This window comes from Ligilactobacillus sp. JN-6 (Y).1 (genome assembly GCF_058111525.1).
In genome coordinates, this window is record NZ_CM176599.1 from 1,257,444 (window position 1) to 1,283,706 (window position 26,263).

Here is a 26,263-nt window from a genome sequence, read left to right on the forward strand (position 1 = left end):
TAAAATATACATATGAAAGGGTGATATTGTTGAACTGTAAAAAGGAAAAATGGAATAAGGTTATTGCTTCTATCGTTGTTATTATTGTTATAATAGTGCCATATGTATTAACAAAATGGTTTCCGTCTCTAATTGGGTACTTTGGAAGTATTATTGGAGCTATTATTGGAATTTGGGGCATTTATTGGCAAATAAGTAAGCAAAATAAAAAAGATCAGAAAAAGGCTAAAGATAGGCAGTTAGAAATAGCTAGTTCTTTAAAAATGAAAAAACAACATGAAATAGAATCATACCGCCCTTATTGGAAACTTAATGAGGATAATACTTGTTTCTTTTTTACTAGAGACGGTAAAAAGACGGTTGTTGATACAGTTAGATTTTTTAGATTTACAGTTAATAATGAATGCGAGCTTCCAGGCAAACCTAAATGCACATTACCAGAGGACGAAGATGGAAAGCAAAACAATGCAATTTGTTTCTATGGAGAAAATTATAAGCTACCAAACTCAACCGTTAAAAAAGGTGAGTCAGACGTGACAGTTATCAAGTCTAATACAATTTATGAAACTACATATATGATTGAAGGTGGTGGAATAGAGGACAATTTTGTAAGGGATAAGGATAACAAAATAAAACCATATCCAACCAACCATAGTAATTTTGAAGACGAAGAGATAAATGATAAGGTTCAGGAGTACATACGTAATGTGGACGAAGTACAACAGAATTAGTAATATGCTTTGTAAAATAGGCTGTTTTCATTGATATTTTGGCTAATAAAAGATATTATAAGGTGGGATTAGGATTTTAAGGGGGAGTCGTTATGTACGACGTAATGAAGGTAGTGAATTGGTTAAGAGTACGGAATAATGCTGATATGCGTCAAAATGAGTATGCGGAAGAACTAACTCAAATGAAGGCAATGAAGCTTTTATATTATATACAGGGTGTTAGTTTGGTTTACTTACAACATAGGTTATTTAATGAACCAATAGTTGCCTGGAAATACGGTCCAGCTGTTGAAGAAGTCCATAATAAATATAATGGAAAGAGAGAAATAGTTGGTAGTGAAATCACTGAAGCAGATCTTAAAGATTATACAGAATTAGAAGATAACCCAGATGCTTCAATGGTGTTAAATACAGTTTATGAACAGTTTAGTGATAAATCCGCTATAGAGTTAATGAAACTCACACACAAAGAATCACCTTGGAGAGACACAGCCCAAAGTGAAGAAATAACAGATGACAAAATGAAAAGCTTTTTTAATACGATTGTAGAAGTCGGGTAACTATGAGTAAGAAAAATTTAAAAATAAAAGAAGCGAACCAGCAAGGTACGGTTAATAATATAAAAGTGAGTAGAGAATACAATCCTTCGAAAATGGTTTTTAATTTCTCTTTTTTAACTCAGGATAATAAATATAATTTTTCTAAAAAGAATGCTCCTAAAGAAGTGAAAGCAAAAGTATTAGACAAGATTTCTTATTTATCTCAAGAGGATTTTGTTGCTGTTCTAGGTTATTCTAGGGAAGAAGGACTAGAAAATTTAGCTGAATCTGAAGTTTCGTTAAGAAAAAATACGGATTTTATAAAAAGTGGTAGAGATAAGAAATGTAGTCAAGGTTATTGGGTTTTTAGACTCGCCGATAAGGGTAGAGTTATTGGCAAAATGATTGATATGACTTTTTTTGTACTAAGTATTGATACTAAGTTCAAGCAGTATGATCACTAATTAAGAAGCAAAAAAATTCGAATTTTATTTTTTTCAGTTGATTGACTTTGAACAAGACAATATTTATTATTGGTTTAGATATTGATGTTCATTTGTAACGGAGCTGATTGCTCCGACACATTAGGCGCTGGCTGTTATGGCTGGTGTCTTTTTTTGTGGGACTTTGTCAAATAGTGTTGATGGTCCATGGAACTCTATCTTTATGGTAGGGTTCTTTTTTTACTGCCATAGCTAGATTAAAGTGTTTAGGTTGGGAGGCGGGTGCGGGTCCGAAGCGTAGCGAAATGGGCCCGCACCTGCCTCCCACAGTGTTGACCTAAATTTTTTATCTTAGGCATGGATCAATTTGATGCGGATAAAGAAATGCCTTAAGTTACTGAATCCGTAACAGCTACGTTTAAGTTCTTTGATCTTGCGATTGATCCCCTCTAACGGCCCATTAGAGTAGTCATAGAGACAAGCGTTCCTGATCCCTAAGTAGTTCTTTTGAATGGTCCTCATGACGGTATCCATTTCAGTACCATTGGGACGGTAGTTCATAACTAATTGTTGTAAAGTAGCCCGATCGCGGTTGCGAATAAAGGTTAAGATCGTTTGATAGGTCTGATAGTTTTCTGCGAACTGTGGAAAATTCTTGAGTCCCAGATCGACCACATTTTGGGCAGTCGTGTATTCATTTAATCCCCGATAATATTTAACCTGGGAGGTCTCAAGTTGATTTTCAGCTAAGTGGAATAAGCGCCAGTTGCTTTTTAAAACTTTATAGTTGCGGTCGTGGTGGTCGTTGATCCCTTTTAAAACACGCAGCCGTTCATGGTCAAGTGCCCGACCCGCTAACTGAACAATATGGAAACGGTCAAAGACGATCAGGGCGTTAGGAAAAAGACGACGGACGAAAGTCTGATACTGCGCATTCAGATCCATGGTCACCAGTTGAACTTTTTGACGCTCAGAAAGTGTATAAGTATTGGTGAAATACTCGCGGATCGTCTGCGAGAGACGATCTGGCAATAAGGTGACCAAATCATGGGTTTTTGCGTCAATGCAGATAAAAGAAAAGCAGTTCTTAGTTGAACGAAATTCGTCAAAACTGAGAGCTGTCGGCAGCTCTTTGGGCGTTACTAAAGCTCGCTGATCCTTATACAAGATCCGTTGAACCGAGGAAGCTGAGATTCCCACGGTCTGGCTGATCGTTTTGACTGGCAGTGAGTTCTTAGCCAAAGTCGCGATTTCGTGGACTGCTTGACGGGTGATCGAGTGCCGAGGTGGAGCGAGTTGCGTCTGCGCGCTAAAAGTATGGTGGCAAGTTCGGCACAGATAACGCTGTTTGCGCAAGTTCATGCGGAGCGGTTGTTCACCTAGGCTGGGTAGTCTCATCTTGGTCAGGCGGGTCCCATTCTGAACGATATTCGTGGAACCACAATTAACACAGCGTTCGACGGGGTAAGTCAGCGTAGCTGAAAGCAGTTTTTCGTGAACTCCGGCCTGTGAAAAATCAGTACAAGCTGAAATTTTGATATTTGGGTCTTGGATATTGAGTAAATTTAGGATAGAATCAGTTTGGGACATCATTTATACCTCGCTTTGATTTGGTTTTGTCGCTTTAATCGTAGCATATGAGGACAAATGATGTCCTTTTTTGTACAAAAATAGTGCTGATGAACGCTCATCAACACTAAAAAGTGTAGACCCTAAAAAAGCTGCTCATTCCATTCAGGAACAAGCAGCTTGACCAAGTAGACCAATTGCTTATTATTTTTAATAATTCATTTCATCAGTACCACTTGATAAAGAACCCGGTTTTTTTAAATTACTTATTTGCTAAGTAACACGATAAAGATTGGTCCCATTAAGGTTAAGAAAATATTACCAATAGCATATGCAGGTGCAACTGCAGCGGCAAAGAATGGGCTAGCATCAGAACCAACACGTTCTGAGACAGCATTCAAAGCAGCTGACAATGTATCAGCACCAGTTTGTGCCCCAATAATTGAGATGGGTTCCATTTTCATTAAATAGTAACAAATTACGAAAGTAATGATATGTGGCAAGATAGAAATTACTGCACCAATTAATAATACAGAGATTCCCATTGATTGGATAGCGCTAATAAATGTCTTAGCAGCTGATAAACCAACCGTAGCGATAAATAAGTTCAAACCAATACTTTGGAAGAATTCCAATAAACTATCAGGAATCGTGTCCATATAAGCATGTTTATCACGGTAAATACTTTGTACTAAACCGACGATTAAACTAGCAGTCCCACCACCTAAGGCGATTGGCACACCACTAACTTTAGTTCCAACTATCCCAAGGGCAGCACTCAAAGCAATCCCAAGTGCAAACCATGAATAGTTAATAATATTCTCAGCAGCACGGAGACGACCTAATTGGCTTTGGACTTCACTAACGGCGTCTTTTTGACCAACTAATGTTACACTTTCAGCAGGTTTTAAAGTACTGAACTGTGCTGGATCCATTACGTCACCGGCCAACGTCGCCACTAAAACCCCTTTGTCTTGAGCGTTTTTTAGAACGTCAGCAGAAAAGTTCTTCTTCAAGACAACTTGTTTTGAAACATAAGCTTTTGTCTTACCAGTTACTTCAAGCAAGTTAAATTCTTGCACAGCACGACCGATTTCATCAATCCCACCACTAATTGCAAGAACATCGCCGGCATTAATAACTGATGCCATATCAGCAGAATCATTCAAGCCAGCTGCTACTAAACCTTTAGCAAATTTAGTGTTAACAGTACCTAAGGTTTGACCAATTAATGATGAACCATCGTTAATTGTGTAGAAATGCGTGCTAGCAACGATAACAGGCTCAGGAATCATATCCAATTCCTTGGCTGTTTTAACGCCTTGTTTCTTTAAATCGATGTGCATTAATTTTGGCATAATATCACGTAAGAAGATTAAAACCCCGATAGTCCCAAAAACATATGTTAAAGCATATACGATTGGAATTTGGTTTGAGTATAAAGTCTTCAAATGATCTGAAATTTGCAATTTAGAAATTGTTTCTAAAGAACTACCAATAACAGCAGATTGTGTTAATCCACCAGCAATAATCCCAGCTGCAATTCCGGGTCCGATGTGGAACATTTTGAAACATGCGTATGCAACGATAAACGCTGATACTAAGAAAATTAATGTCGCATAAACAATCTTGGCCCCAAATTTCTTCATACTTGAGATGAAGCTAGGCCCAACACGGTAACCAATTGCAAACATAAAGAAGTCGAAGAAGATATCACCTAAAAGTGTATCACGGGTGAAGACACCTAATTGGCCAATTAATAAAGCAACAATCAAAACACCGACGGTTGCGCCAAGTGTAAATGAACCAATTTTCAACTTACCTAACAAATAACCTAATGCCAAACAAATGAAAATAGCAAAGACAGGAGTTCCCACAAGGAAATTACCAATTGCATTCATCGTTTAAAACCACCTTAATATTATATTATTTTTGTTGGAATTTATCATAGTATTCAGCTAATAATTCAGCAATCCGTTTACCTGTAATTGTATAGTTTTCAGCTGGTTGGTTAGCCAATGATACTCGTAAGTAGCCTTCTTCAGTACCCATACCAGCGCCGTCCATAGCGACAACACCATATTTGCCGGCCAATTCGCCTTCAAATTCAAGGTAGCTAAAGTTATTTTCGAAGTAATCACGGAAGTCTTTGCCATAATTCTTTTCAGCAAGTTCATAAATATTAAATACTGTATAATATTCTGCATTTTCAGCTGAATGACCGCCTTCTATACCCATTGATTTCCAGAATGCGTTGTAGCGAACGTCAACAACTTTCTTAGAAGCTTCGATGTATGGATCTTTTTCGCCTTCATGGATTAAGTTCGTTAAACTGAACAATGCCATTAAGACTTGTTGTGGTGTTGAAAGACCTGCAGTATGATACAAGCCGATTTCACGACTATCAGCAACAGTTCTGTCGATGAACTTCATGTCTAATGGGTTAGCTACTACTAATGAATAACGTTTTTCAAATTCTTCTTTGATTGCGGCGTTTTCAGCAGTCCGTTTAGCGATGATTTCGTCAAAGACGTTATCTTCGTGAGCTGCAATTAGGCCTAGACGGTGGCCTGTTGCACCATAAAGTTTTGAATATGAGTAAACTAATAAAGTATTCTTTGGTGCTACTGAGTAAATTGTTTGGAAATTATTAACAAATGTGCCATAAACATCATCAGTAATAATGATAATTTCTGGGTTAGCTGCAACAACTTCCTTGATTTTGTCTAAAGCATGTTGGCTAAAGGCACGTGATGTTGGGTTAGTTGGGTTAACAACGAAGAATGCTTTAACTGAAGGATCTTTCAATTCTTCAAATTTAGCATCTAGCATTTGCCAGTTATCATCTTCAACTGAGCTAACATCAAATTCTTTTAATTTGAATTCACTTAATTCAGGAATTTGTAAATATGGTGTGAAGATTGGTGTATTGATTGCAATCGTGTCACCAGCTTCTAAGATGTGACTGATTTTCAATTCGTTGAATAAGTAAACCATAGCTGCTGTCCCCCCTTCAGTAGGGAAAACATTGGTATGATCGGCTAATTTTTCGCCATTATAAAGTGATACTTCAAGATACTTGTTCAAGATTTTTTCAACATTAACAAGACTTCTTGATGGGACTGGATAATGGTTACCAATAGCGCCATTAACAAATTCATGAACTAAATCATCTTGGTTTAAGTGCATATTATTTTCTGTATATGCTAAGAAATCTAAGATAAATTTATCAGTTTTGTCGTTTGCATCTAAATAATCATGAAGACGTTGTGCGATGCCTTCTTTTTCAACATAGCCAGCCATATCGCCATCAGCTTCATCAATTGTTTTTGCTGATTCGTCAATACCGAATTCAACAATTTTGTTAAATGCTAAACGCGCACGTGTGTTAATCCAGTTAGGGTTCCCACGACCAACGTTAATTGGTGTATTGTGCATTGTGTTTTTTTCTGAATTTTCCAAGAAAAGGGCAGCAACTTCAAAGTTCGACATACCTTTTAATTGTTCAATATCTAATGATTCCATTATTCTCCCACCTTTTTGTTTATTTAGTACAGCAGTATCAACCGCTTACGAATTTGTTTTAACATAGACCAACGGGAGTGTCAAGAAGTTTGTGTAAAAAGGGATTGCCCTTTCTCCATAAAATTAAATCTTTTCAGTCGAAAAGTGATTCTAATGTATCCTTAACTTGTCCGAATCCACGATGAATTCGATTAAAGTTCTTTTCGTTGTAACTAATTACTTGCACTCCAATGAAATTGTCTAATGATTTTTCATTGGGAAACTTTTCTTTTGCTTTAGTCTTGCGTTTAATCTTTTTATTAGCGATTCTATAATATTTGTTGAATAAATGGTTGGGCGTATTGCGGCTGGAAAAGCCAAAAAAGCTAATAATTCCTTTTCAATTGACCTAATGTGACTAATCAGATTTGTGTATTGCTTTTCCCAAGTACTATAAAAAGCGGCAAGCATTTTATGAGCTTCAGTTTTATTAGTTACCGAATGAAGCTGTTTGAAATCATTTAAAATGACCTCACGGTCTTTTAAACGGACATGTGTACTAATATTACGCATAACATGAACTAAACATCTTTGAAATTTTGCTTTAGGAAAAGCATGTAACAGCGTTGGTTGAAGTCCGACCATTCCGTCCGCAATAATTAATTGAACCTGTTTAAGCCCTCGCTGCTTAAGATCTGCTGCCATTTCCGACCAGACTTCAGCATTTTCACTGGGTGCAATGCGATAATCAAGAACTTCCTTAATTCCAGTGGGTGTAATTCCTAAGGCAATATAAACCGCTTCTCTTTGAACTGTGTCACGACGCAAAGGTAAATAAGTTGCATCTAAGAATAAGCAAACATAGTTTGCTTTAATGGTTCGTTGATGAAAAGCTTCAATCTGCTCAGTTACTTGAGCAGTAATGTTAGAAACAGTTGTAGCTGAATAATAAGAACCATACATTTTCTCAATCAAATCAGCGATTTCACGAGTGGTAACACCTTTAGAGTAAAGTTGAATAATTGTAGTTTCTAAAGCATCTTGACGACGAGAATAAGCTGGAAGCAGGTGGTTATGAAAATGGCCTTTACGGTCACGCGGCACAGCAATTTTCAACTTACCATATTCGGAATCAATTAACCGAAAGTATTGACCATTCCGATAATTGTTAGCCTTAAAACCATTACGTTCATAAGGATCATAACCGAGTAACGAAGTTAACTCAGCTTGTAAGATTTGATTAATAGCTTTTTCAAGTTGTTGGCGAAAAAGTTCTTTAACATCGCCATTTGACAATAGAGTTTTGGTTAGATTTTTGGTAAACTGATCCATGGGGAATCCCTCCGTTTTGGTTTGATTTGGATGATTTAATCATACGGGGAAGGGATTCTCTTTTCAATAGGATTTTATTTATTTACACAAACTATTTTATACTCTCAGACCAACACTCGAAAGAAATAATTTATTCAAATTTCTTATCTAAAGATAATTTTTTCTCATTCAATCCCTTTTATTATGAGATTTTTTTAATAATTATCAGTCTAATATTACAAATGTAATATTTATTTTAAAACAGCAAAAAGACACCATCCATACCTTTAGATGTTCTACCCTCTACAGCTTCACAATGAAAGGAATTTGAATGATGTCCCTAAGTCCTAAATTATTCATACTTTTCCCTTAAGGACTACTTTTTGTTGTTGTCATGCTAGTTCGCATCTTTTTCGTTTTTCACCTGTTGGGTGTACAAAAAGAGCACATCCTGTGCTATTGTAAAGTCGATGAAAACCACAAAGAACAGGAGTGCTCCTTATGTCAACTTTACATCATGAAAAACTTTTATTCAATGACCAGATCAACATTTCTAATGACGGTGGTGAGTTAGCGAACGATGCCGGAACTTTATTAATTGCTGAATTTCTGCACCAAATTCACTTTGACCAGCTCTTAGAAGATAACTTGCATTTTAAAGATGACCGTAAATATTGTACCTTTCCCTTGAACAATTTATTTAAGCAGTTGCTGTTGCAATTGCTGGCAGGATACTGCCAAGATCAGTCGGCTAATACCTTGTCACACGCCGTTGATTTTAAGCTGGTCTTGTCTCAAGCGGTCGCTTCCCAGCCGACACTTTCACGCTTTATCAATCACATTTCAGCGTCTGGGCTCTTTTCAGTCAAATCATTGCTCGGCTCGGTAGCTCACTTTGTTCTTGGGCAGCTAAATCAACATCAGCTGATCCTTGATCTAGATTCGACACATGCCGATACGTTTGGTGACCAAGAAAAGAGTGCTTATAACGGTCACTACCAGACCAACGGTTATCATCCTTTACTAGCCTTTGATGCTTTATCGGGCTGCTTGTTGAATGCTCAATTACGCCCCGGCAATCGCTATACTTCCCAAGGTGCGACTAAATTTTTATTACGGAGCTTACGGGCCTATGACGGATCTTCCCTGGATGTCTTAGTGCGGGGAGATTCTGGTTTCGCAGCTCCAGGGATCTACCATGCGTGTGATAAAAAGCAGGCTAAGTTCGTGATTCGTTTAAAAGCGAACTACCAGCTCCAAAGTCGGGCTGAGCACCTGATCCAAGTGGGTGACCAGGACTTCACCGAAGCTGAAGTCCAATGGCATGTCCTGCGAGACTATTGTCCTCAAAGTTGGTCACGACCTTATCGTGTGATTATTAAATCAACGCGGCCGGCGGGCAACTTTCTGTTTGACCATGAGTTTATCGTGACCAACTTGGAAGAATTAAGCGGTCCACAAGTCTTTGCCCTCTATCACCAACGCGGTTCCATGGAAGACTTGATCAAAGAAGTTAAACGTGGCTTTCACTTTGATAAAACGGACAGTTCTAGTTTTGAGGCCAATGAGTTCCGGATGCTGGTAGCTGGGGTCGCTTATAATATACTGCAAGCCATGAAGAACTTAGTTTTACCAACAAAGCTTAAACACGCTCAGGTCGGGACGATCCGTTTTAAATTACTCCATGTGGCAGCTAAGGTCACGCACCATGCGCGTCAAGTCTGGGTCCATTTATCTCAGACCAATGTGTTCGATAAATTATTTTGGCAGACACTGTTCAAGATTCAAAATCTAAAAATATATCCGCTGTGAACTCACAAAATAAAAAATGTTTTTCTTAGGGAAAGGGTGAAGTCTGTCCTTTTTTAAACAGTCCGACAACAAAACTAACAAAAAGCTGCTTTTTTTACACACTAAAGTAACTTTGCACAAAGTTTTAACTGCAACGAAAAGTATGAATAATTCAGGTAAGTAATAAGTCCCTCAATTGTCAAGTTAAGTGCAACACTAATGGCCTATTCTTATAATTGGTCTAGAAAGTTAAACCAGTTGTGGCATAACATCCGCTGGACAACTATAGCTTAAACAGCGGCGGGGACGGTGATTCAGCGTGTCTTGAACCAACTGCAGATCCACTAATGAGAGGTTTTTAAAGGAATGCCCCTTTGGGAAGAACTCTCTTAATTGACCATTCACATTCTCATTAGTGCCCCGTTCCCAGGGAGAATATGGATGGGCAAAGTAGATTTCCGTTCCTTGAACCTGATTTAAACTAGCGAATTCCGAGCCGTTGTCAAACGTGATCGTCCGAAAGTTTTCTGCACCGTAATCATCAATCGTATCTTGGAGGGCTTGCCGGCAAGTCTCTGCCCGGTAATCAGGCAATTTAACGATAATTTCCATCCGGCTAACTCGCTCGGTTAACGTCATTAAAGCTGGTTCGGACTCAACCCGTTTGGCTTTCACTAAGTCGCCTTCCCAATGGCCCAACTCCTGACGTTTCCGAACCACTGCGGGCCGGTCTTCAATGGACTGTCCAAGCCGTTTTTTATTCAGGCGGGCATGTCGGTGATTCGGGCGTTTAACGCGGCGACGTAGCTTCATGGGTAAATCATAGTTGTGAAGCTCCGGGAGCTTGCCAGCCTCGATATACCGATAGACCGTAGCCGTTGATGGGCAGGGAAAGCCCGGGTAATGAGCTTTGAAATAGTGGACATACGTATCGACACTGAAAACTCGTGGCTTAGCTTTTAAAGCTTTCGGCAGGGACTTGAAGAACACGGCAGCCCGCTGCAGTAAACCTTTGGGGTGACACTTGGCCCGCTGTTCTCGATAGTAAGCCGCCCCGCGCTCGGCAAAGTAGCCCTGATATGACCGACGTTTCTGGGAATCAATCTGGGTGGTTAACCCGCGTTTTAATTCGCGAGAAATGGTGCTGGGACTCTGGTGAAGCCGGCTGGCAATCTGACGAACGCCAAATCCTAATCGAGTCAGGGACTCAATTTGACCGCGTTCAAAAGATTGGAGTTGTTGGTAATGCTTAGGCATGATATTCTTAGTTTGGGTCATGAAGACACCTATCCTTATCTGTTGATTTTGTCGTTAATAATAAGAATAGGCCTTCATGGCCTTTTAAGCTAGTCTAATTGGTCTAGTTATCAAGTGTTGCACTTCAATTTTAAATCGGGGTAAGTAATAAGTCTATACGAAACGCTCTTGAAATGAAAGATGAGAATATTATCTTTACTGAAGACTCAAAATTTATGTTAGTTAATGGCATCAAGTCCTTAGTCTATTTTGCAATGCTAACTAAACAGATTGACCGTTGTCTTAACTGTGGCCTTGCAGGCCACTTAGTTAAGAATGGATTTAATAAAAATATGATAGTCGCTCCATCATTATCATTACGTCCAACGTATATAAGTCTGAAACGTCAAAAGTATAAATGTAAATCTTGTAACTCTATCTTTGTAGCCAAAACTAGTTATGTTTGGGAATATTGTCAAATCGCACAACCTGTTAGACAAATGATCTTATCAGAAACTGCTTTTAATACATCATTGAAGGATATCGGCAGACGTTTTAACGTCTCCGATAAGACCGTTCAACGTATCATCGATGAAGAAGCCAAGATGCACAAGAAATCACTTCCTGAACATCTTCCTAAGCACATGGCATTTGATGAATTTATGTCTACTGACAAGATGAGCTTTATTTGGTTAGATAGCGATAATCATCGTACGGGTGATATCTTGCCCAGAAGAACTTTATATCAAATCAGTAAATACTTCAGTCGATTTCCTTTGAAAGTCAGAAGACAGGTAAAAACTATTTCTTTGGATTTAAATGCCGGATACATTAATTTAGTACCAAAGTTGTTTCCAAAGGCCAAAGTCGTTGTTGATAGATTTCATATCGTTCAGATGATGAATCGTTCTCTCAATTCAACTAGAATACAGGTAATGAAACGAATGCCTAAAAGAAGTAAAGAATACTTGTTCATGAAGAGAGATTGGAAAAAATTCTTGGAATCATTCGATTCCATCGAAAAGATAAACCCTAAGTATCAGTACAGTGTTGGTTATTATGAAACGGATCTAAATTTAATCACAAAGTGTTTAGATTTGGACGAAGGTTTCGCCAAGTCCTACGAAGTATATCAAGATATTTTAAAGGCTATTAGAACAGGCGATACTGATACAATGAATCAGATACTACTCAATTATCATCCACTCAATACCGCTATGGATCAAACAATGACATCATTAAGAAAATATCGTAAACAAGTATTAAATGCACTGAAGCTTAAATATTCCAACGGATTTTTAGAGGGAATCATTGGAAGAATAAAAAAGATAAAAAGTAGTGCCTATGGATATCGTAGTTGGAACAACTTTACTGAACGTATAAATATTCAAATGTTTTGGCTTCTAGCAAGCTCATCAGCCAAATAAAAAAAGCTAGACCATTTATGGTCTAACTGTTAACTTGAACCGCCATCAACTTGATTTGACGAACAGCCATTATTCTTTGTTTTCTTTGAAAAATTTATTGAAATTCTTCCGGTAATTATGCAACATCCACTTGATTAATAGCCAGCGTCTAAAATTCATATCCTTGCTGTATTCAAAGGTTGTTCCATAACGTTTTCGCTTAATGAGTGCCATCGCTTTGGTTTTTTCTTCGTTATTACGTGCATATTTTTCAAAAACATCCGCTGAAACACCCATCCAAAGAGCTGGATTTTCATCGTCTTTGTTGGCCCAAACAACCGGCTGGTCTTTAAGATCTTTGGTAACATAATCTTTAACAACCCATTGAGCTAAGTTGTAACCATTCAAGGTAACAAAGAAACTGCTTCGCCCCATGCGTAAATTGATATCAAACAATTTATAAGTATGATCCCGTTCATCGTATTTCATATCCAAGTTGGCATACCCAGTGTATTCAATATCTTCGAGGAACTTCTGAATTTGTTGATAAATTTGTTCGTTATACTCTGGCAAGATTGCCACGTAATTTCCGATAGCCGCTGGTGCCGGATCTTCCAACAATGGATGGCCCAAACACATCATTTTAACCTTATGATATTGATCAACGTAGATGTTAATTACGTGCATTCGACTGTCGTCACCAGGAATGAAGTCTTGTAAAATCATATCTGATTGGTAGCCATTATCATAAACTTTTTTCATGATATCTTGGAATTCAGCTTCCGTTTTAATGGTGAAAGCTTTTTTACGACCTTCAAATTGAACATCAAGCCATTCTACTGAATCAGCTGGTTTTAAAGCCACTGGATATTCAAATGGTTGTTCAACTTTATTTTCTTCAACCATTTGTTTCGTAATAATTTGCGTCTTAGGATAAGGTAAGCCATACTTTTCACAAATTTCATAGAACGTTTCTTTATAAGTTAAATCTTCTAATAACTTATGATCGATGTATGGACAAACGAAAACGTCTTCCAATTCAGCTTTATGTTCTGAAATTAAACTCGCATAGCCATCACCACAGCCAATTAAAATTACAGGGCCATCGCTGTCACGATAAACCTCTTTCAATCGACGCATTTCAGTGATAAAGCCTGGATCTTCACTAAAACCTGGTAAAATTTCTAGATCGACAATTTTTGTAAAACGAGTAGGTGCTAATTCCTTACTTGCATAGGCCCTTACTGGTTCATGATACATTTCATAAAATGACCGCGCCATACCGTAGACGTTAAAGTCGCTCCCCAATAAAATGGGGGTGAAATTTTTGCCATTTGCTTGCATGCTATTCACCTTCTATATCAGTTTTTAACGTTATTAAGTATAACATTTTAGCTAGATGTGTAGCTGATAACCCCTTAATGTTTATTAAAATTTAACATGCGCTATTACCTAATTAACCTTCACGATAATCGCGTGCTACTTTAGTTGTACAACCCATCAACGATATTTTGACTCACGACCTTCATCGGATCAATCACTTTTTCGGTATACAATGGATATTCTTCTTGTGCCACACTCAATTCAGTACAGCCCAAGATGACCGCATCACAATCATAATCATTCAACATCGTATCGACGATATGCTTGTACTTTTCGTGACTAAATTTACCAGTTGCTTTGATGTCATCATAGATCAAGCTCATGGTCGCATCTTGAATTTCTTGATTTGGAACCACACTTTCAAGGCCAAAATTCTCAATGGCTTTTTGATAAATACCTGCTTGTCGTGTGCCAGTTGTGCTTAAAACGCCAATTTTCTTGAGGCCCGGAATATTTTTTTTCATGTGTTTAACCGTTTCTCTTGGCATGTGGATAATATCAAAATCAGCGGCGGCTTGTAATTCATCGTAAAAATAATGGGCCGTGTTGCACGTCATGATCATGAATTTTGGTGCTAATAAATTCATTTGTTGAACGTCTTTTAACATAATTGGTAATGGATTTTCCGTGCTATTACCAAGAATGTAGGCCGTTCTGTCAGGAATCGTTGCGTGATTAAAAACGATATAATTCAGATAGTCTTGATCTTTTTCGGCGGGGGTTAGTTCATCAATCATATGAACAAAGGTTTCGGTTGCTGCCGTCCCCATACCACCTAGAATTGTAAACATATCTTCCATTCAAATTCTCCTTTGCGGTTGCATAATGCTTTTTTAACGCATTATTTAGTTTTTATTTTGAGGAATAACTTCAATGCCTAATTCGTCTAATTGTTCTTTTGTAACTTCACTTGGTGCATTGGTCATTGGTTCTGTTGCCCGTGAATTCTTAGGGAAAGCAATCACGTCACGAATATTGTCACGACCGGCAAGTAACATCGCAAAACGATCTAATCCGATTGCGATACCGCCTGATGGTGGGAAACCAAATTTCATGGCATTTAATAAATGACCAAAGCGTTCTTGGGCTTTTTCTGGTGAGACCCCTAATACGGATAACATTTTACGTTGAACATCTGGATCAAAGATACGAAGTGAACCGCCGCCCAATTCATAACCGTTTAAGATGATATCGTATGAAATCGCATGTGCCTTATGCGGATCAGTATCTAACAATGGAATATCTTCATCTCTTGGACGGGTGAATGGATGGTGAGCTGCAATCCATTTGCCAAAGCCTTCATCATATTCAAATAATGGCCAGTCCACAATCCATGCATAAGCATATCGATTCTTGTCAATCATGTCCATTTCTTTGGCAAATTGTTTCCGCAAGTAGCCTAAGCTATCACAAACAACTTGGAATTTACCTGCAACAATTAAAATTAAGTCATCATCGGTTAAATTTAAGCGTTCAACTAATGCTTCTTTAACATCTGCTAAGCCTTTGGCTGCCGCACCCGTTAATTCATCATCATTGTATTTAGCCCATAATAATGATTTGGCACCATACCGTTCGATATATTTTTGTTGAGCGTCTAAATCTTTACGTGAGTATTTAGCGGCCGCATGATTCACAACAATGGCTCGGACAAATTGTCCTTCACCCGCTGCTTCAGCAAATGGCTTGAATTCAGAGTCTTTGACAACTTCTGAAATATCTTGGATTTCCATGCCAAACCGTAAGTCTGGTTTGTCTGAGCCGTATTTATCCATTGCATCTTGCCATTTCAAACGAGGGAATGGTGTTTGGACATCGATGCCTTTTACATCCTTCATAACTTGTTTGAACAGACCTTCTGTTTCAGTTTGAATTTCAACATCTGATAAGAAAGTTGTTTCAATATCAATCTGTGTAAATTCTGGTTGCCGGTCACCACGTAAATCTTCATCTCTAAAGCAACGAGCAATTTGATAATATTTATCAAATCCAGCGGCCATTAATAATTGTTTAAATAATTGGGGTGATTGTGGTAATGCATAAAAGCTACCTGGGTAAACCCGTGAAGGTACCAAGTAATCACGGGCCCCTTCCGGCGTTGAACTTGTTAAATCAGGTGTTTCAATATCTAAATAGCCATGATTATCATAGTAACTATGCACTGCCCGTGTGATCGCTGAACGAGTTCTAATGGCTTTTTGCATTTCTGGTCTTCTAAGATCTAAATAACGATATTTTAATTTAACATCTTCAGATGCCGTGTTGTTATCTGAAATTTCAAATGGGAGTGCCTCTGACTTATTTAAAACAACTAAGTCATTCACGATGACTTCAATCTTCCCAGTCTTCATGTCTGGGTTAACAGTTGCTGTATCACGAGCCATTACGGTTCCTTGGATTTCAACAACATATTCGCTCTTTAATTCACTTGCTAATTGGAAGATTGCTGCATCAGTGTCTTGATTAAACACTAATTGAACAATTCCTTCACGGTCTCTTAAATCAACAAAGATTAAATTCCCGAAGTTACGTTTATTTTGAACCCAACCATGTAAAATAACTTCTTTATTGATTAATTCTTCTCCTACTAATCCACAATACGTTGTTCTCGTTCTTGTTTTCATACCCAACATTCCCCTCTATATACAATTTATTATAAATAAAAAAAGCACCCTCGTCTTTCGACAAGGGTGCTTTATGCACGGTACCACCTTTAATTTCAGCTGTTGTTAACGCTATCTGCTAGCGGGATTTTCATCCAAGCCTCAAAAGCTGTCACAACTGATAATCAATAAGTAACTTTCAGCTAGGTTACTCTCTCTGCAATTGATTGTAAAATTAAATACTTTATCGATGGCTACTTTTATTATAATGATTACAATATATCACAAGGTATTTTATCTGTCAAGAATTTATTATTAATTAAATTAATTGCGGCGTTTCGGGTATCATCCCTTGCGCTCCAACCGTTCAAATACTTAATGCTATTTGGTCTTAAATTACCATACAAACAATCCCACAGTTGCTGCTGAAAGGAGTGATACTAAGATTCCTGATAGCAACATGTAGCCGACGTTTTTGGCAATCATGTCGTTCTTTTCACGGTCCACAAGGCCTTTGAAGGCGCCGATGATCATGCCGACTGTTGAGAAGTTGGCAAATGATGTCACGAAGACCGTTAAGACAGCTTGGTAATGTGGTGCGAAGCTCCCGATTGAATGTTGGACTTTACCCATGACAACGAATTCGTTGGTCGCCAACTTCGTCCCCATGAATTGTGCAAATTCAAAAGCGTGGTGCACATCAAGTCCCATTAACCATGCGAATGGGAACATCACGATTCCAAGTAAATGTTCAAGGGTAATCCAAGGGTTCACTAATTGAAGCACCTTGTCGATCAAGGCAGCCAACGCAACAAAGGCGATGACGTTTGCCGTGATAATTAAAACTAATTTACCAGCATTTAAGATTGAATCACCTAAGAATGAGAAGAATGGTTCACGTTCCACTTTGCCTTCAACCATTTCGGTTGCTTCAACAGCTGCGGAACCACTCCCACCCATTTTAGCAATCGTATCTTCTTCGGGTGTGACTTTCACTGGGTTTAAAATATTGGTGACAATAATAGCGTTAATAATGTTGACCGGAATCGCCGTTAAAATAAATTGGCCCGGCATCATTTGTGTATATGCGCCGATGATGGAAGCTGTCACACAGCTCATTGACATCATCGCAAGTGTTAATGTTCGTTCTGCTTTCATTTGTTTCAATTGTAAGCTTGAAACAGCTAATGCTTCGGTATTACCTAAAAACATCATTTCAACTGCAAAGAATGATTCAAACTTTGGTTGTCCCGTAATCTTAGCTAACCCACGGCCTAACCATTTAATCACCCAAGGCAAGACCCCGATATACGTTAAGATATCGAATAATGGGATAATCATCAAGATTGGTAATAACACGCTAGCAACGAAATCCATTTGTTTCACATTGACCCAACTTGGTAGTGCAAAAGCAATCCCAGTATAGGCAACTTGCACTAACCAGTTAAAGCCGTTTGCTGCACCTAAAACAATATCCCGCCCGATTGAAAAACTCGTTAAAAACCAAGCAAGCACTAAGTTAATCACTAACATGATTAAGACGGAGCGCCAATCGATTTCTTTCTTTTTCTTTGAGAACAGAAAGCCGACTCCAATAAAAATCAGTAATCCAACAACATTTACAAGCAAATACACGACACGCCACATCCTTCATTTGTCTTTTTCGTACCGCTTTAAATAATACCGTTCCCCCCTGTAAATGTAAACTATTGTTCACCCCCTAATTGCATAAATAATCACTTGTTAAACGCAACTAATTTAGTCCACAAAAAAAGCGGTCCCCTTTTGCAAAGGACCGCTTTTCCATTCATTTTTAATAGCCCGCATTCCACTGATTTGTCGACTGTTGCGTTTGCCAAGTATTGGTGGTGTTACTGTAATCGTTGTTACCACTATAAGTTGCACTGTTCGAGTAGCCATAGTTACTTTGCGTCGTCGTTGCAGCACTCTTTTCACCATTCATGACACTTTCAGAATAAACCGTAAACTCTTGATGATTTTCTTCACCTGTAAAATACGTGTTCAAATCATTTTGTTTGGTTTCTGCGTTGTAATCGGGGAGTGTCAAGAAGTTTGTGTAAATGAAAATCCCTTCTCCTGGCAAAATAAAGTATTAATCGAAAAGTGATTCTAACGTGTCTTTGACTTGACCAAATCCGCGATGGCTACGATTGAAGTACTTTTCGTTATAGCTTATGACTTGAACTCCAATGAAATTGTCTAAAGATTTTTCGTTTGGAAATTGTTCCTTTGGTTTGGTCTTGCGTTTGATTCTTTTGTTCAGTGATTCTAAGATATTGGTTGAATAAATTGTTGGTCGAATGGCCGGGGGAAAACTCAGGAAAGCTAATAGTTCATTTTCAATGGATTTAAGTTGCTGGATCAGATTGGAATACGATTTCCCCCATGCACCATAAAAATCATTTAAGATCTTGTGTGCTGCAGTTACATCGGTCGCTGAATGCAACTCTTTAAAGTCATTTAAGATCGCCTCACGATCTTTTAAACGCACATGCGAACCAATATTGCGCATAACATGTACTAGGCATCTTTGAAATTTAGCTTTCGGGAAAGCGTGCAATAATGCTGGCTGCAGACCAACCATTCCATCTGCAATGATCAACTGGACTTGTTCTAATCCACGTTTTTTAAGATCTTCTGCCATTTCTGACCAAACTCCTGTATTTTCACTTGGAGCGATTCGATAATCAAGAACTTCTTTGATGCCGACAGATGTAATACCTAAAGCAATATAGACCGCTTCTCTTTGAACTGAATCGCGGCGCAAAGGTAAGTAAGTTGCATCTAAGAAAAGACAAACATAGTTTGCCTTAATAGTTCGTTGATGAAAAGCTTCAATCTGTTTTGTTACCTGAGCAGTGATATTAGAAACAGTACTAGGTGAATAATAAGAGCCATACATTTTTTCAATCAAATCTGCAATTTCACGGGTCGTAACGCCCTTGGAATAAAGCTGAATGATTGTTGTTTCTAAAGCGTCCTGACGACGAGAATAAGCTGGAAGCAGGTGGTTATGAAAATGGCCTTTACGGTCACGCGGCACAGCAATTTTCAACTTACCATATTCAGAGTCAATTAAACGATAATACTGGCCATTACGAGAATTGCCAGTATTAAAGCCACTGCGGTCATAAGGATCATAACCAAGTAAGGCAGTCAGTTCAGCTTGCAAGATGTGATTAATAGCCGTTTCGAGTTGTTGACGAAAAAGTTCTTTAACATCGCCATTTGACAATAGAGTTTTGGTTAGATTTTTGGTAAACTGATCCATGGGGAATCCCTCCGTTTTGGTTTGATTTGGATGATTTAATCATACGGGGAAGGGATTCCCTTTTCAACAGGACTTTTATTCATTTACACAAACTATTTTATACTCTCCTCTTAGGCATGGATCAATTTGATGCGGATAAAGAAATGCCTTAAGTTACTGAATCCGTAACAGCTACGTTTAAGTTCTTTGATCTTGCGATTGATCCCCTCTAACGGCCCATTAGAGTAGTCATAGAGACAAGCGTTCCTGATCCCTAAGTAGTTCTTTTGAATGGTCCTCATGACGGTATCCATTTCAGTACCATTGGGACGGTAGTTCATAACTAATTGTTGTAAAGTAGCCCGATCGCGGTTGCGAATAAAGGTTAAGATCGTTTGATAGGTCTGATAGTTTTCTGCGAACTGTGGAAAATTCTTGAGTCCCAGATCGACCACATTTTGGGCAGTCGTGTATTCATTTAATCCCCGATAATATTTAACCTGGGAGGTCTCAAGTTGATTTTCAGCTAAGTGGAATAAGCGCCAGTTGCTTTTTAAAACTTTATAGTTGCGGTCGTGGTGGTCGTTGATCCCTTTTAAAACACGCAGCCGTTCATGGTCAAGTGCCCGACCCGCTAACTGAACAATATGGAAACGGTCAAAGACGATCAGGGCGTTAGGAAAAAGACGACGGACGAAAGTCTGATACTGCGCATTCAGATCCATGATCACCAGTTGAACTTTTTGACGCTCAGAAAGTGTATAAGTATTGGTGAAATACTCGCGGATCGTCTGCGAGAGACGATCTGGCAATAAGGTGACCAAATCATGGGTTTTTGCGTCAATGCAGATAAAAGAAAAGCAGTTCTTAGTTGAACGAAATTCGTCAAAACTGAGAGCTGTCGGCAGCTCTTTGGGCGTTACTAAAGCTCGCTGATCCTTATACAAGATCCGTTGAACCGAGGAAGCTGAGATTCCCACGGTCTGGCTGATCGTTTTGACTGGCAGTGAGTTCTTAGCCAAAGTCGCGATTTCGTGGACTGCTTGGCGAGTGATCGAGTGCCGAGGTGGAGCGAGCTGCGTCTGCGCGCTAAAAGTATGGTGGCAAGCCCGGCACAGATAACGCTGTTTGCGCAAGTTCATGCGGAGCGGTTGTTCACCTAGGCTGGGTAGTCTCATCTTGGTCAGGCGGGTCCCATTCTGAACGATATTCGTGGAACCACAATTAACACAGCGTTCGACGGGGTAAGTCAGCGTAGCTGAAAGCAGTTTTTCGTGAACTCCGGCCTGTGAAAAATCAGTACAAGCTGAAATTTTGATATTTGGGTCTTGGATATTGAGTAAATTTAGGATAGAATCAGTTTGGGACATCATTTATACCTCGCTTTGATTTGGTTTTGTCGCTTTAATCGTAGCATATGAGGACAAATGATGTCCTTTTTTGTACAAAAATAGTGCTGATGAACGCTCATCAACACTAAAAAGTTTAGACCCTTTTTTGTACAGTGGGACATTTTTGTCCATTACGGAGTAATAGGGTGTAAATTAGTTTACGCCCTATTTTTTGTGCTGAGAGACGTATTCTATAGCTATTTAAATTAATTAATTGGAGAAGTGTCCGTTTAATTGACTAGAATGAGTGTGTTAAAGTATGAAAATTAAATAGGTAGTGTATGAAATCTGACGAGCGCAAATCTGCGCTGGTGGTTGTAAGGGTATGTAAATTCAGTAGGTAGTATATTAAATGTTGCACCGGTTCATCATTTATCCAGGTTGTAAGGGTATGTAAATTAAGTAGGCAGTATGTGAAATCTTGAGAACGCAGATTTGCGTTTTCGGTTGTAAGGGTGTGCAAATTAAGCAGGTAGTGTATTCGCTGTCGTTTAGAACGATAGCGAAATTCGGTTGTAAGGGTATGTAAATTAAGTAGATTGAGACAAACAAAAAACGCCATTCAATTAAGAATAGCGATCACTTGCCAACCAGCTATTTATTTTTTGTTAGTCAAAAGTTAGTCAAAATTAAACTCGTATTTTTAAGAATGCTGTTATATCAATACTTAGAGAGCTTACTATTATCGTACTTTTGAATTTATCCAATGAGTACACTCTCCTCTGGGTAACGAATGTTACTTTGATCATTTTTTGCGTTCAGTACAGCATACATAACGTTAAAAATACCAACTCTTCCAATGAACATCATTAGCATGATCACGATCTTACCAAATAAGGTCAAATGAACAGTTAGACCTAAACTGATCCCGGTCGTTCCAAATGCGGCTAGCACTTCGAAAATAATATACTCCATCCCCATTTTTTCGGCTAGCGGTTGGGTCATACACAAAACAAAGGTCGCAAGCGAGACTATCAGGAAGGCGACAATTATTAAAGTTAGTGCGCGATAGATATTTTCTCTGGGAAAACGACGATTGCTGAAATTTACATCGTGGTGGCCGCGTAAAGTAGCCCAGGTTTGGACTGCTAATAGACCGATCGTAGTGCTTTTAACACCGCCGGCAGTTGAACCAGGTGTGCCACCGATAAACATCAAAAGCATGGTTAAAAATATTCCAGCCATTGAAAGATGCGTGTAGTCGAAAGTTACTAAGCCTGCTGTCCGAGGTGTGATCGCCATAAAAATAATGTTAATTATTTTGTGAAAGACCGATGTATTTGCTGAGATATTACTGAAACCATCTTCAGTTAAAGCATAAAGAAAAACACTGCCGGCTGAAATGACAAGACCAGTTCTGACAGACAATTTTGTATGCAGTGAAAGATGATGGCGTTTATGATATGTTAGCAGGTCACGCCATACTAAAAAACCGACAGATCCGCACAAGATCAATATTCCAAGGACAATTAGAATATAAGTGTTATCTTTAAATGTAGCAATACTATTGCCAAATAGTGAAAATCCAGCGTTACAAAAAGCAGATACTGAGTGAAAAAGACTATACCATATTCCCTTTAATAGGCCGTATTTTGGATACAGATCAAAGAATAACAACAGTGCCCCCACACTTTGGATCCCCAAAGAGAGGCTAACGATCATTCTAACCAATTTAATTTGCGATAGATGTTGCAGATTTAAAGATTCTTGTGCTAATAATTGTGTTGATAAACGTAATTTTCTCCTAGCGGAAGTAAACATCAAGACCATGAAAGTCATGAAACCTAAACCACCGATCTCACTAAGCATCATGATCACAAATTGCCCAAAAAACGACCAGTATGTGCCGGTCTCTACTAAAGTTAATCCGGTCACACATGTTGCACTTGTTGATGTAAATAATGCAGTTATAAAGGATGATTTGATCCCGTGTACCGTTGCGACCGGCAAGGTCAATAGTAAAGCTCCAATTAAAATGACCGTCACGAAACCAATTGTCAAAGTACTGGACAAAGAGAAGTGACGGTTGGCAAAAGTAAACAAGAAAAACCCTCCCTTACTAATTCGATTTGATTATACACTTTTATCGGCTGTTTTGAAATAAATGGAGCAACAAAGAATAATATGATGCATAAAAGTGGCGCAAAAGTTATTATGACATAGTACGAGATAAGTTAACTAATTTGGCAAACAAATTGTTTGACTATTAAAATGAAAAGGTTAGCTGTTGTTTTAAAGGATCGTGACAGACGGTGATTTAGTTAGTGTTTTTGGCCTTTATATTGTGTGGTAAACTAATAATATTGGGGGGTTAAACATGTCAACAAAACGTAGTGATAAATTGTTAGAGATCGTTAATCAGAAGCAAAAAATTGCTGTCAATGATTTAAGCGATATGCTAAATGTTTCAAAGGTAACGATACGTAAAGATCTGTCTGATTTAGAAAAAAAAGGCTTGCTTGTCAGAAAACATGGCTACGCGATCATTAACGACCCTACTAAATTGAACTATCGTTTGGCTCAAAACTATGACGTTAAACAACAAATTGCACAGGCTGCTGCAAGCTTAGTAGGTGAGCAAGAAACGATCATGGTTGAATCGGGATCAACTTGTGCCTTGATGGTTCAAGAATTAGGAAGACAAAAAAGACATGTCACTGTGATCACTAATTCTTATTTTATTGCAGATTATGTTGCGGATTATTCTAATATCACGGTTTTTGTTTTAGGTGGTAAGTATCAAGCTGAAGCTGAAGTTGTAGTCGGACCGCTCGCCAAAAGTGTTTTGGCCAACTTTCATGTGGATAAACTTTTTGTGGGAATAGATGGCTTTGATCCACAACGAGGATTTTTTTGTCGTGATATCATGCGAGCCGATATTGTAGAGGCTATGGTACAAAATGCAAACAAAGTGATAATATTGAGTGATTCAAGTAAGTTTGCTAGATATAGTTTGGTAAAATTAAGTGGTTTCGAGCAAACTAACATGGTTATTACTGACGATTCTATTCCAGCAAGTGCCAAGAAAGTTTTACAGGACAATAAGATCCAATTAGAAGAGATTCGCCCTCGTTGATGAGCAGGGATGGGGAATATAACTGGAGGCAAGAAGATGTGTGGTCGTTTCATGTTTCAACCAGAAACTAGTCCGGAAATCGATCGGATATACCGTTTGGCGCAAAAGTCAGGTTATTCACCAAAGGTGGGAGAAATTTTTCCTAGCGACCAAACAGCATTGATAGTCGCGGGACAAAAACAAGTCCAAGTAGTTTCAATGAAGTGGGGGTTTCCTGGCTTTGACTCAAAACAGCTTTTGATCAATGCTCGGTCAGAAACTGTGCAAAACAAAGCAATGTTTTCTCAGCATTTTGCTGCCAACCGTTGCGTATATCCAACTACTGGTTTTTTTGAATGGTCGAAGCAAAAGGATAAAGTTTGGTTTAATTATCATGAGACTCCACAGCCTTTATATATTGCTGGGTTTTATGGAGAATTTAAGGACGAGAAGCGCAGTATATTACTAACTACCGCGCCAAATAAATCAATGGAGGAAGTCCATGATAGGATGCCCTTGATACTAGCCAAAGACCAAATCAACCGCTGGATATATCGGCAAAATTTTGCGCAGTACTTTTTGACAAAAAAAATGCCGCAATTAATCGCTAAAAAATGGGAGAAATGATTTTTAAATTATACATGAGGCGCATTCTAGACAATAACTATCTGTATAGAGTGGTGCTGATCTCTTTACATATGTTAGTGTTTCAATATTGTAAGTTTAAACTAGAGGAAGGTAAGAATTTTTGAAGAAACAAGGAAAGTTATTGATCATTGGGATCATTTTGTTTGCAGGTTGTATGCGGACACCGATCGGGATGGTATCACCTCTGTTAAGTAATATTCAACAGACATTAGGTGTCCCAGCGGGTTTGTTGGGGAGTATTACCACTATTCCGTTACTATGTTTTGCCTTATTTTCACCGTTCGTACCAAAATTGGGCAAAAAGTTTGGTAATGAGCTGATTATGTTTATTGCCGTTTTGGTATTAGCGATCGGGAACTATTTGCGGGTCTTTTCCACAGTTTCGTTATTGGCAGGCACGTTACTGATCGGTTTATCGATCGCCATTTTGAATGTTTTGATGCCCGTAACGATCGCTGAAAAATACCCACAACGTGTGGGAGTAATGACTAGTGTTTATACTTTTTCGATGACGTTATTTAGTGCGCTGGCATCTGGTCAAAGTGTGGCTTTAGCCGATCAGGTCGGTTGGCAAAAGGCGATGCAAAGCGTCTCGATTTTGGCTGTTTTAGGAATGATCTTTTGGTTACCGGCATTAAAGAATATTCATAAAGCAAAAACTGGCAAAAAAAAGGGTAATTCTGTTTGGAAGGCACGAGGGGCGTGGTACATGTCTGCTTTTATGGGGTTACAGTCTTTGTTATTTTATACGACTTTGACCTGGGTCCCGACTATCTTGGTCTCGCATGGTATGTCACGCGGACAGGCAAGCCAATTGTTCGGTCTAATGCAGTTGGCTTCGCTGGTTACAAGCTATTTTGTACCGATCTTAGCTTATCGGTTCAAAAGAACGCGTGGGATCATTTTGACTATGTCAGTGGGATTCTTAGCCGGATTAGGGTTGTTAATGATTCCTACAGCTAGTGTTTCACTGACGGTTGTAGTTGTAGTCGTTTTAGGATTGGCGTCTAACATGGCCTTTAGTTTGGCGATGGCATTGTTCAATATCAAAACAGATACACCGGAACAGACAGCTGAGATCTCCGGAATGGCACAGGCAGTGGGATATATTTTGGCAGCGTTTGGTCCAGTAGGTTTAGGCTATTTGCAGCAATTAACTGGTTCTTGGGATCTTCCATTGATACTTCTGCTAATAGTGGTAGTTATTTTGATGTTGGCTGGATTAGCAGTCGATCATCGTAGAACGATCTTTGATTAGACTGATGAGGACGTCGTTGTTCTGTCAGTGGGTCTGATTTTGACCTGACTAAGTAAAAGGCATTTTAAATTTAGTGGTGTCGTAATATAAAAAGACGTTTATATCTTAAGTTGTTTTTGAGTCG

General features: G+C 38.6%; 20 protein-coding genes and 1 pseudogene. 8 read left to right on the forward strand and 13 right to left on the reverse strand.

What is annotated here, in order from left to right:
- Window positions 1-29 precede the first annotated feature (29 nt).
- The 3 genes from AC3XNE_RS05870 to AC3XNE_RS05880 all read left to right on the forward strand — a co-directional run bounded on the left by AC3XNE_RS05870 (window position 30) and on the right by AC3XNE_RS05880 (window position 1,734).
- The gene (locus tag AC3XNE_RS05870; protein WP_489831186.1) at window positions 30-731 is read left to right on the forward strand and encodes a hypothetical protein; all 702 of its coding nucleotides are present in this window, start codon (window positions 30-32) and stop codon (window positions 729-731) included.
- A gap of 92 nt (window positions 732-823) precedes the next feature.
- Window positions 824-1,291: a Panacea domain-containing protein gene (locus AC3XNE_RS05875; protein ID WP_489831187.1), complete on the forward strand. Its 468-nt coding sequence runs from the start codon at window positions 824-826 to the stop codon at window positions 1,289-1,291.
- A 2-nt stretch (window positions 1,292-1,293) separates the two neighbouring features.
- Entirely contained in the window at window positions 1,294-1,734 is a 441-nt protein-coding gene (locus AC3XNE_RS05880) for a hypothetical protein (protein WP_489831188.1), read from the forward strand.
- Between the two features lie 330 nt (window positions 1,735-2,064).
- Here AC3XNE_RS05880 and AC3XNE_RS05885 read toward each other — a convergent pair whose 3' ends face one another.
- The 4 genes and pseudogenes from AC3XNE_RS05885 to AC3XNE_RS05900 form a co-directional block, all read right to left on the reverse strand.
- Window positions 2,065-3,306, reverse strand: a complete 1,242-nt coding sequence (locus AC3XNE_RS05885; protein WP_079578646.1) for an ISL3 family transposase — start codon at window positions 3,304-3,306, stop codon at window positions 2,065-2,067.
- Window positions 3,307-3,548: 242 nt separating this feature from the next.
- Window positions 3,549-5,183, reverse strand: coding sequence for an aspartate-alanine antiporter (gene aspT / locus AC3XNE_RS05890; RefSeq protein WP_489831189.1), 1,635 nt, complete (start codon window positions 5,181-5,183; stop codon window positions 3,549-3,551).
- 25 nt (window positions 5,184-5,208) lie between these two features.
- Window positions 5,209-6,807 carry a bifunctional aspartate transaminase/aspartate 4-decarboxylase gene (locus AC3XNE_RS05895; protein ID WP_489831190.1) on the reverse strand — a complete coding sequence of 533 codons (1,599 nt, stop codon included), beginning with the start codon at window positions 6,805-6,807 and terminating at the stop codon, window positions 5,209-5,211.
- A gap of 133 nt (window positions 6,808-6,940) precedes the next feature.
- Window positions 6,941-8,118, reverse strand: a pseudogene (locus AC3XNE_RS05900) (IS256 family transposase).
- Window positions 8,119-8,598: 480 nt separating this feature from the next.
- Between AC3XNE_RS05900 and AC3XNE_RS05905 the strand changes: the two are divergent.
- On the forward strand, window positions 8,599-9,909 hold the full coding sequence (locus AC3XNE_RS05905; protein ID WP_079578404.1) for an IS1380 family transposase: 1,311 nt from the start codon (window positions 8,599-8,601) through the stop codon (window positions 9,907-9,909).
- A 228-nt stretch (window positions 9,910-10,137) separates the two neighbouring features.
- Here AC3XNE_RS05905 and AC3XNE_RS05910 read toward each other — a convergent pair whose 3' ends face one another.
- Window positions 10,138-11,166: an IS30 family transposase gene (locus tag AC3XNE_RS05910; protein WP_489831191.1), complete on the reverse strand. Its 1,029-nt coding sequence runs from the start codon at window positions 11,164-11,166 to the stop codon at window positions 10,138-10,140.
- Between the two features lie 113 nt (window positions 11,167-11,279).
- On the opposite strand from AC3XNE_RS05910, the gene AC3XNE_RS05915 reads away from it, so the two are divergent.
- Window positions 11,280-12,551, forward strand: coding sequence for an ISL3 family transposase (locus AC3XNE_RS05915; RefSeq protein ID WP_489833377.1), 1,272 nt, complete (start codon window positions 11,280-11,282; stop codon window positions 12,549-12,551).
- Between the two features lie 69 nt (window positions 12,552-12,620).
- Here AC3XNE_RS05915 and AC3XNE_RS05920 read toward each other — a convergent pair whose 3' ends face one another.
- From AC3XNE_RS05920 to AC3XNE_RS05955, 8 genes are all read right to left on the reverse strand, one after another.
- Window positions 12,621-13,874: a carboxylate--amine ligase gene (locus AC3XNE_RS05920; protein ID WP_489831192.1), complete on the reverse strand. Its 1,254-nt coding sequence runs from the start codon at window positions 13,872-13,874 to the stop codon at window positions 12,621-12,623.
- Window positions 13,875-14,014: 140 nt separating this feature from the next.
- Window positions 14,015-14,713, reverse strand: a complete 699-nt coding sequence (locus tag AC3XNE_RS05925; protein ID WP_126133149.1) for an aspartate/glutamate racemase family protein — start codon at window positions 14,711-14,713, stop codon at window positions 14,015-14,017.
- A 45-nt stretch (window positions 14,714-14,758) separates the two neighbouring features.
- The gene (aspS, locus tag AC3XNE_RS05930; protein WP_126133148.1) at window positions 14,759-16,537 is read right to left on the reverse strand and encodes an aspartate--tRNA ligase; all 1,779 of its coding nucleotides are present in this window, start codon (window positions 16,535-16,537) and stop codon (window positions 14,759-14,761) included.
- 375 nt (window positions 16,538-16,912) lie between these two features.
- Window positions 16,913-18,151, reverse strand: a complete 1,239-nt coding sequence (locus AC3XNE_RS05935) for a NupC/NupG family nucleoside CNT transporter (protein ID WP_489831193.1) — start codon at window positions 18,149-18,151, stop codon at window positions 16,913-16,915.
- A 178-nt stretch (window positions 18,152-18,329) separates the two neighbouring features.
- Window positions 18,330-18,620, reverse strand: coding sequence for a hypothetical protein (locus tag AC3XNE_RS05940; RefSeq protein ID WP_489831194.1), 291 nt, complete (start codon window positions 18,618-18,620; stop codon window positions 18,330-18,332).
- Between the two features lie 9 nt (window positions 18,621-18,629).
- Window positions 18,630-19,808: an IS256 family transposase gene (locus AC3XNE_RS05945; RefSeq protein WP_079578928.1), complete on the reverse strand. Its 1,179-nt coding sequence runs from the start codon at window positions 19,806-19,808 to the stop codon at window positions 18,630-18,632.
- A 110-nt stretch (window positions 19,809-19,918) separates the two neighbouring features.
- On the reverse strand, window positions 19,919-21,160 hold the full coding sequence (locus AC3XNE_RS05950; protein ID WP_489831195.1) for an ISL3 family transposase: 1,242 nt from the start codon (window positions 21,158-21,160) through the stop codon (window positions 19,919-19,921).
- Window positions 21,161-21,877: 717 nt separating this feature from the next.
- Entirely contained in the window at window positions 21,878-23,221 is a 1,344-nt protein-coding gene (locus tag AC3XNE_RS05955) for a TrkH family potassium uptake protein (protein WP_489831196.1), read from the reverse strand.
- A 274-nt stretch (window positions 23,222-23,495) separates the two neighbouring features.
- Between AC3XNE_RS05955 and AC3XNE_RS05960 the strand changes: the two genes are divergently transcribed.
- The 3 genes from AC3XNE_RS05960 to AC3XNE_RS05970 all read left to right on the forward strand — a co-directional run bounded on the left by AC3XNE_RS05960 (window position 23,496) and on the right by AC3XNE_RS05970 (window position 26,139).
- Window positions 23,496-24,254: a DeoR/GlpR family DNA-binding transcription regulator gene (locus AC3XNE_RS05960; RefSeq protein ID WP_489831197.1), complete on the forward strand. Its 759-nt coding sequence runs from the start codon at window positions 23,496-23,498 to the stop codon at window positions 24,252-24,254.
- Between the two features lie 36 nt (window positions 24,255-24,290).
- Window positions 24,291-24,860: an SOS response-associated peptidase family protein gene (locus AC3XNE_RS05965; RefSeq protein ID WP_489833378.1), complete on the forward strand. Its 570-nt coding sequence runs from the start codon at window positions 24,291-24,293 to the stop codon at window positions 24,858-24,860.
- A gap of 121 nt (window positions 24,861-24,981) precedes the next feature.
- Window positions 24,982-26,139: a CynX/NimT family MFS transporter gene (locus AC3XNE_RS05970; RefSeq protein ID WP_489831198.1), complete on the forward strand. Its 1,158-nt coding sequence runs from the start codon at window positions 24,982-24,984 to the stop codon at window positions 26,137-26,139.
- Window positions 26,140-26,263: the final 124 nt, after the last annotated feature.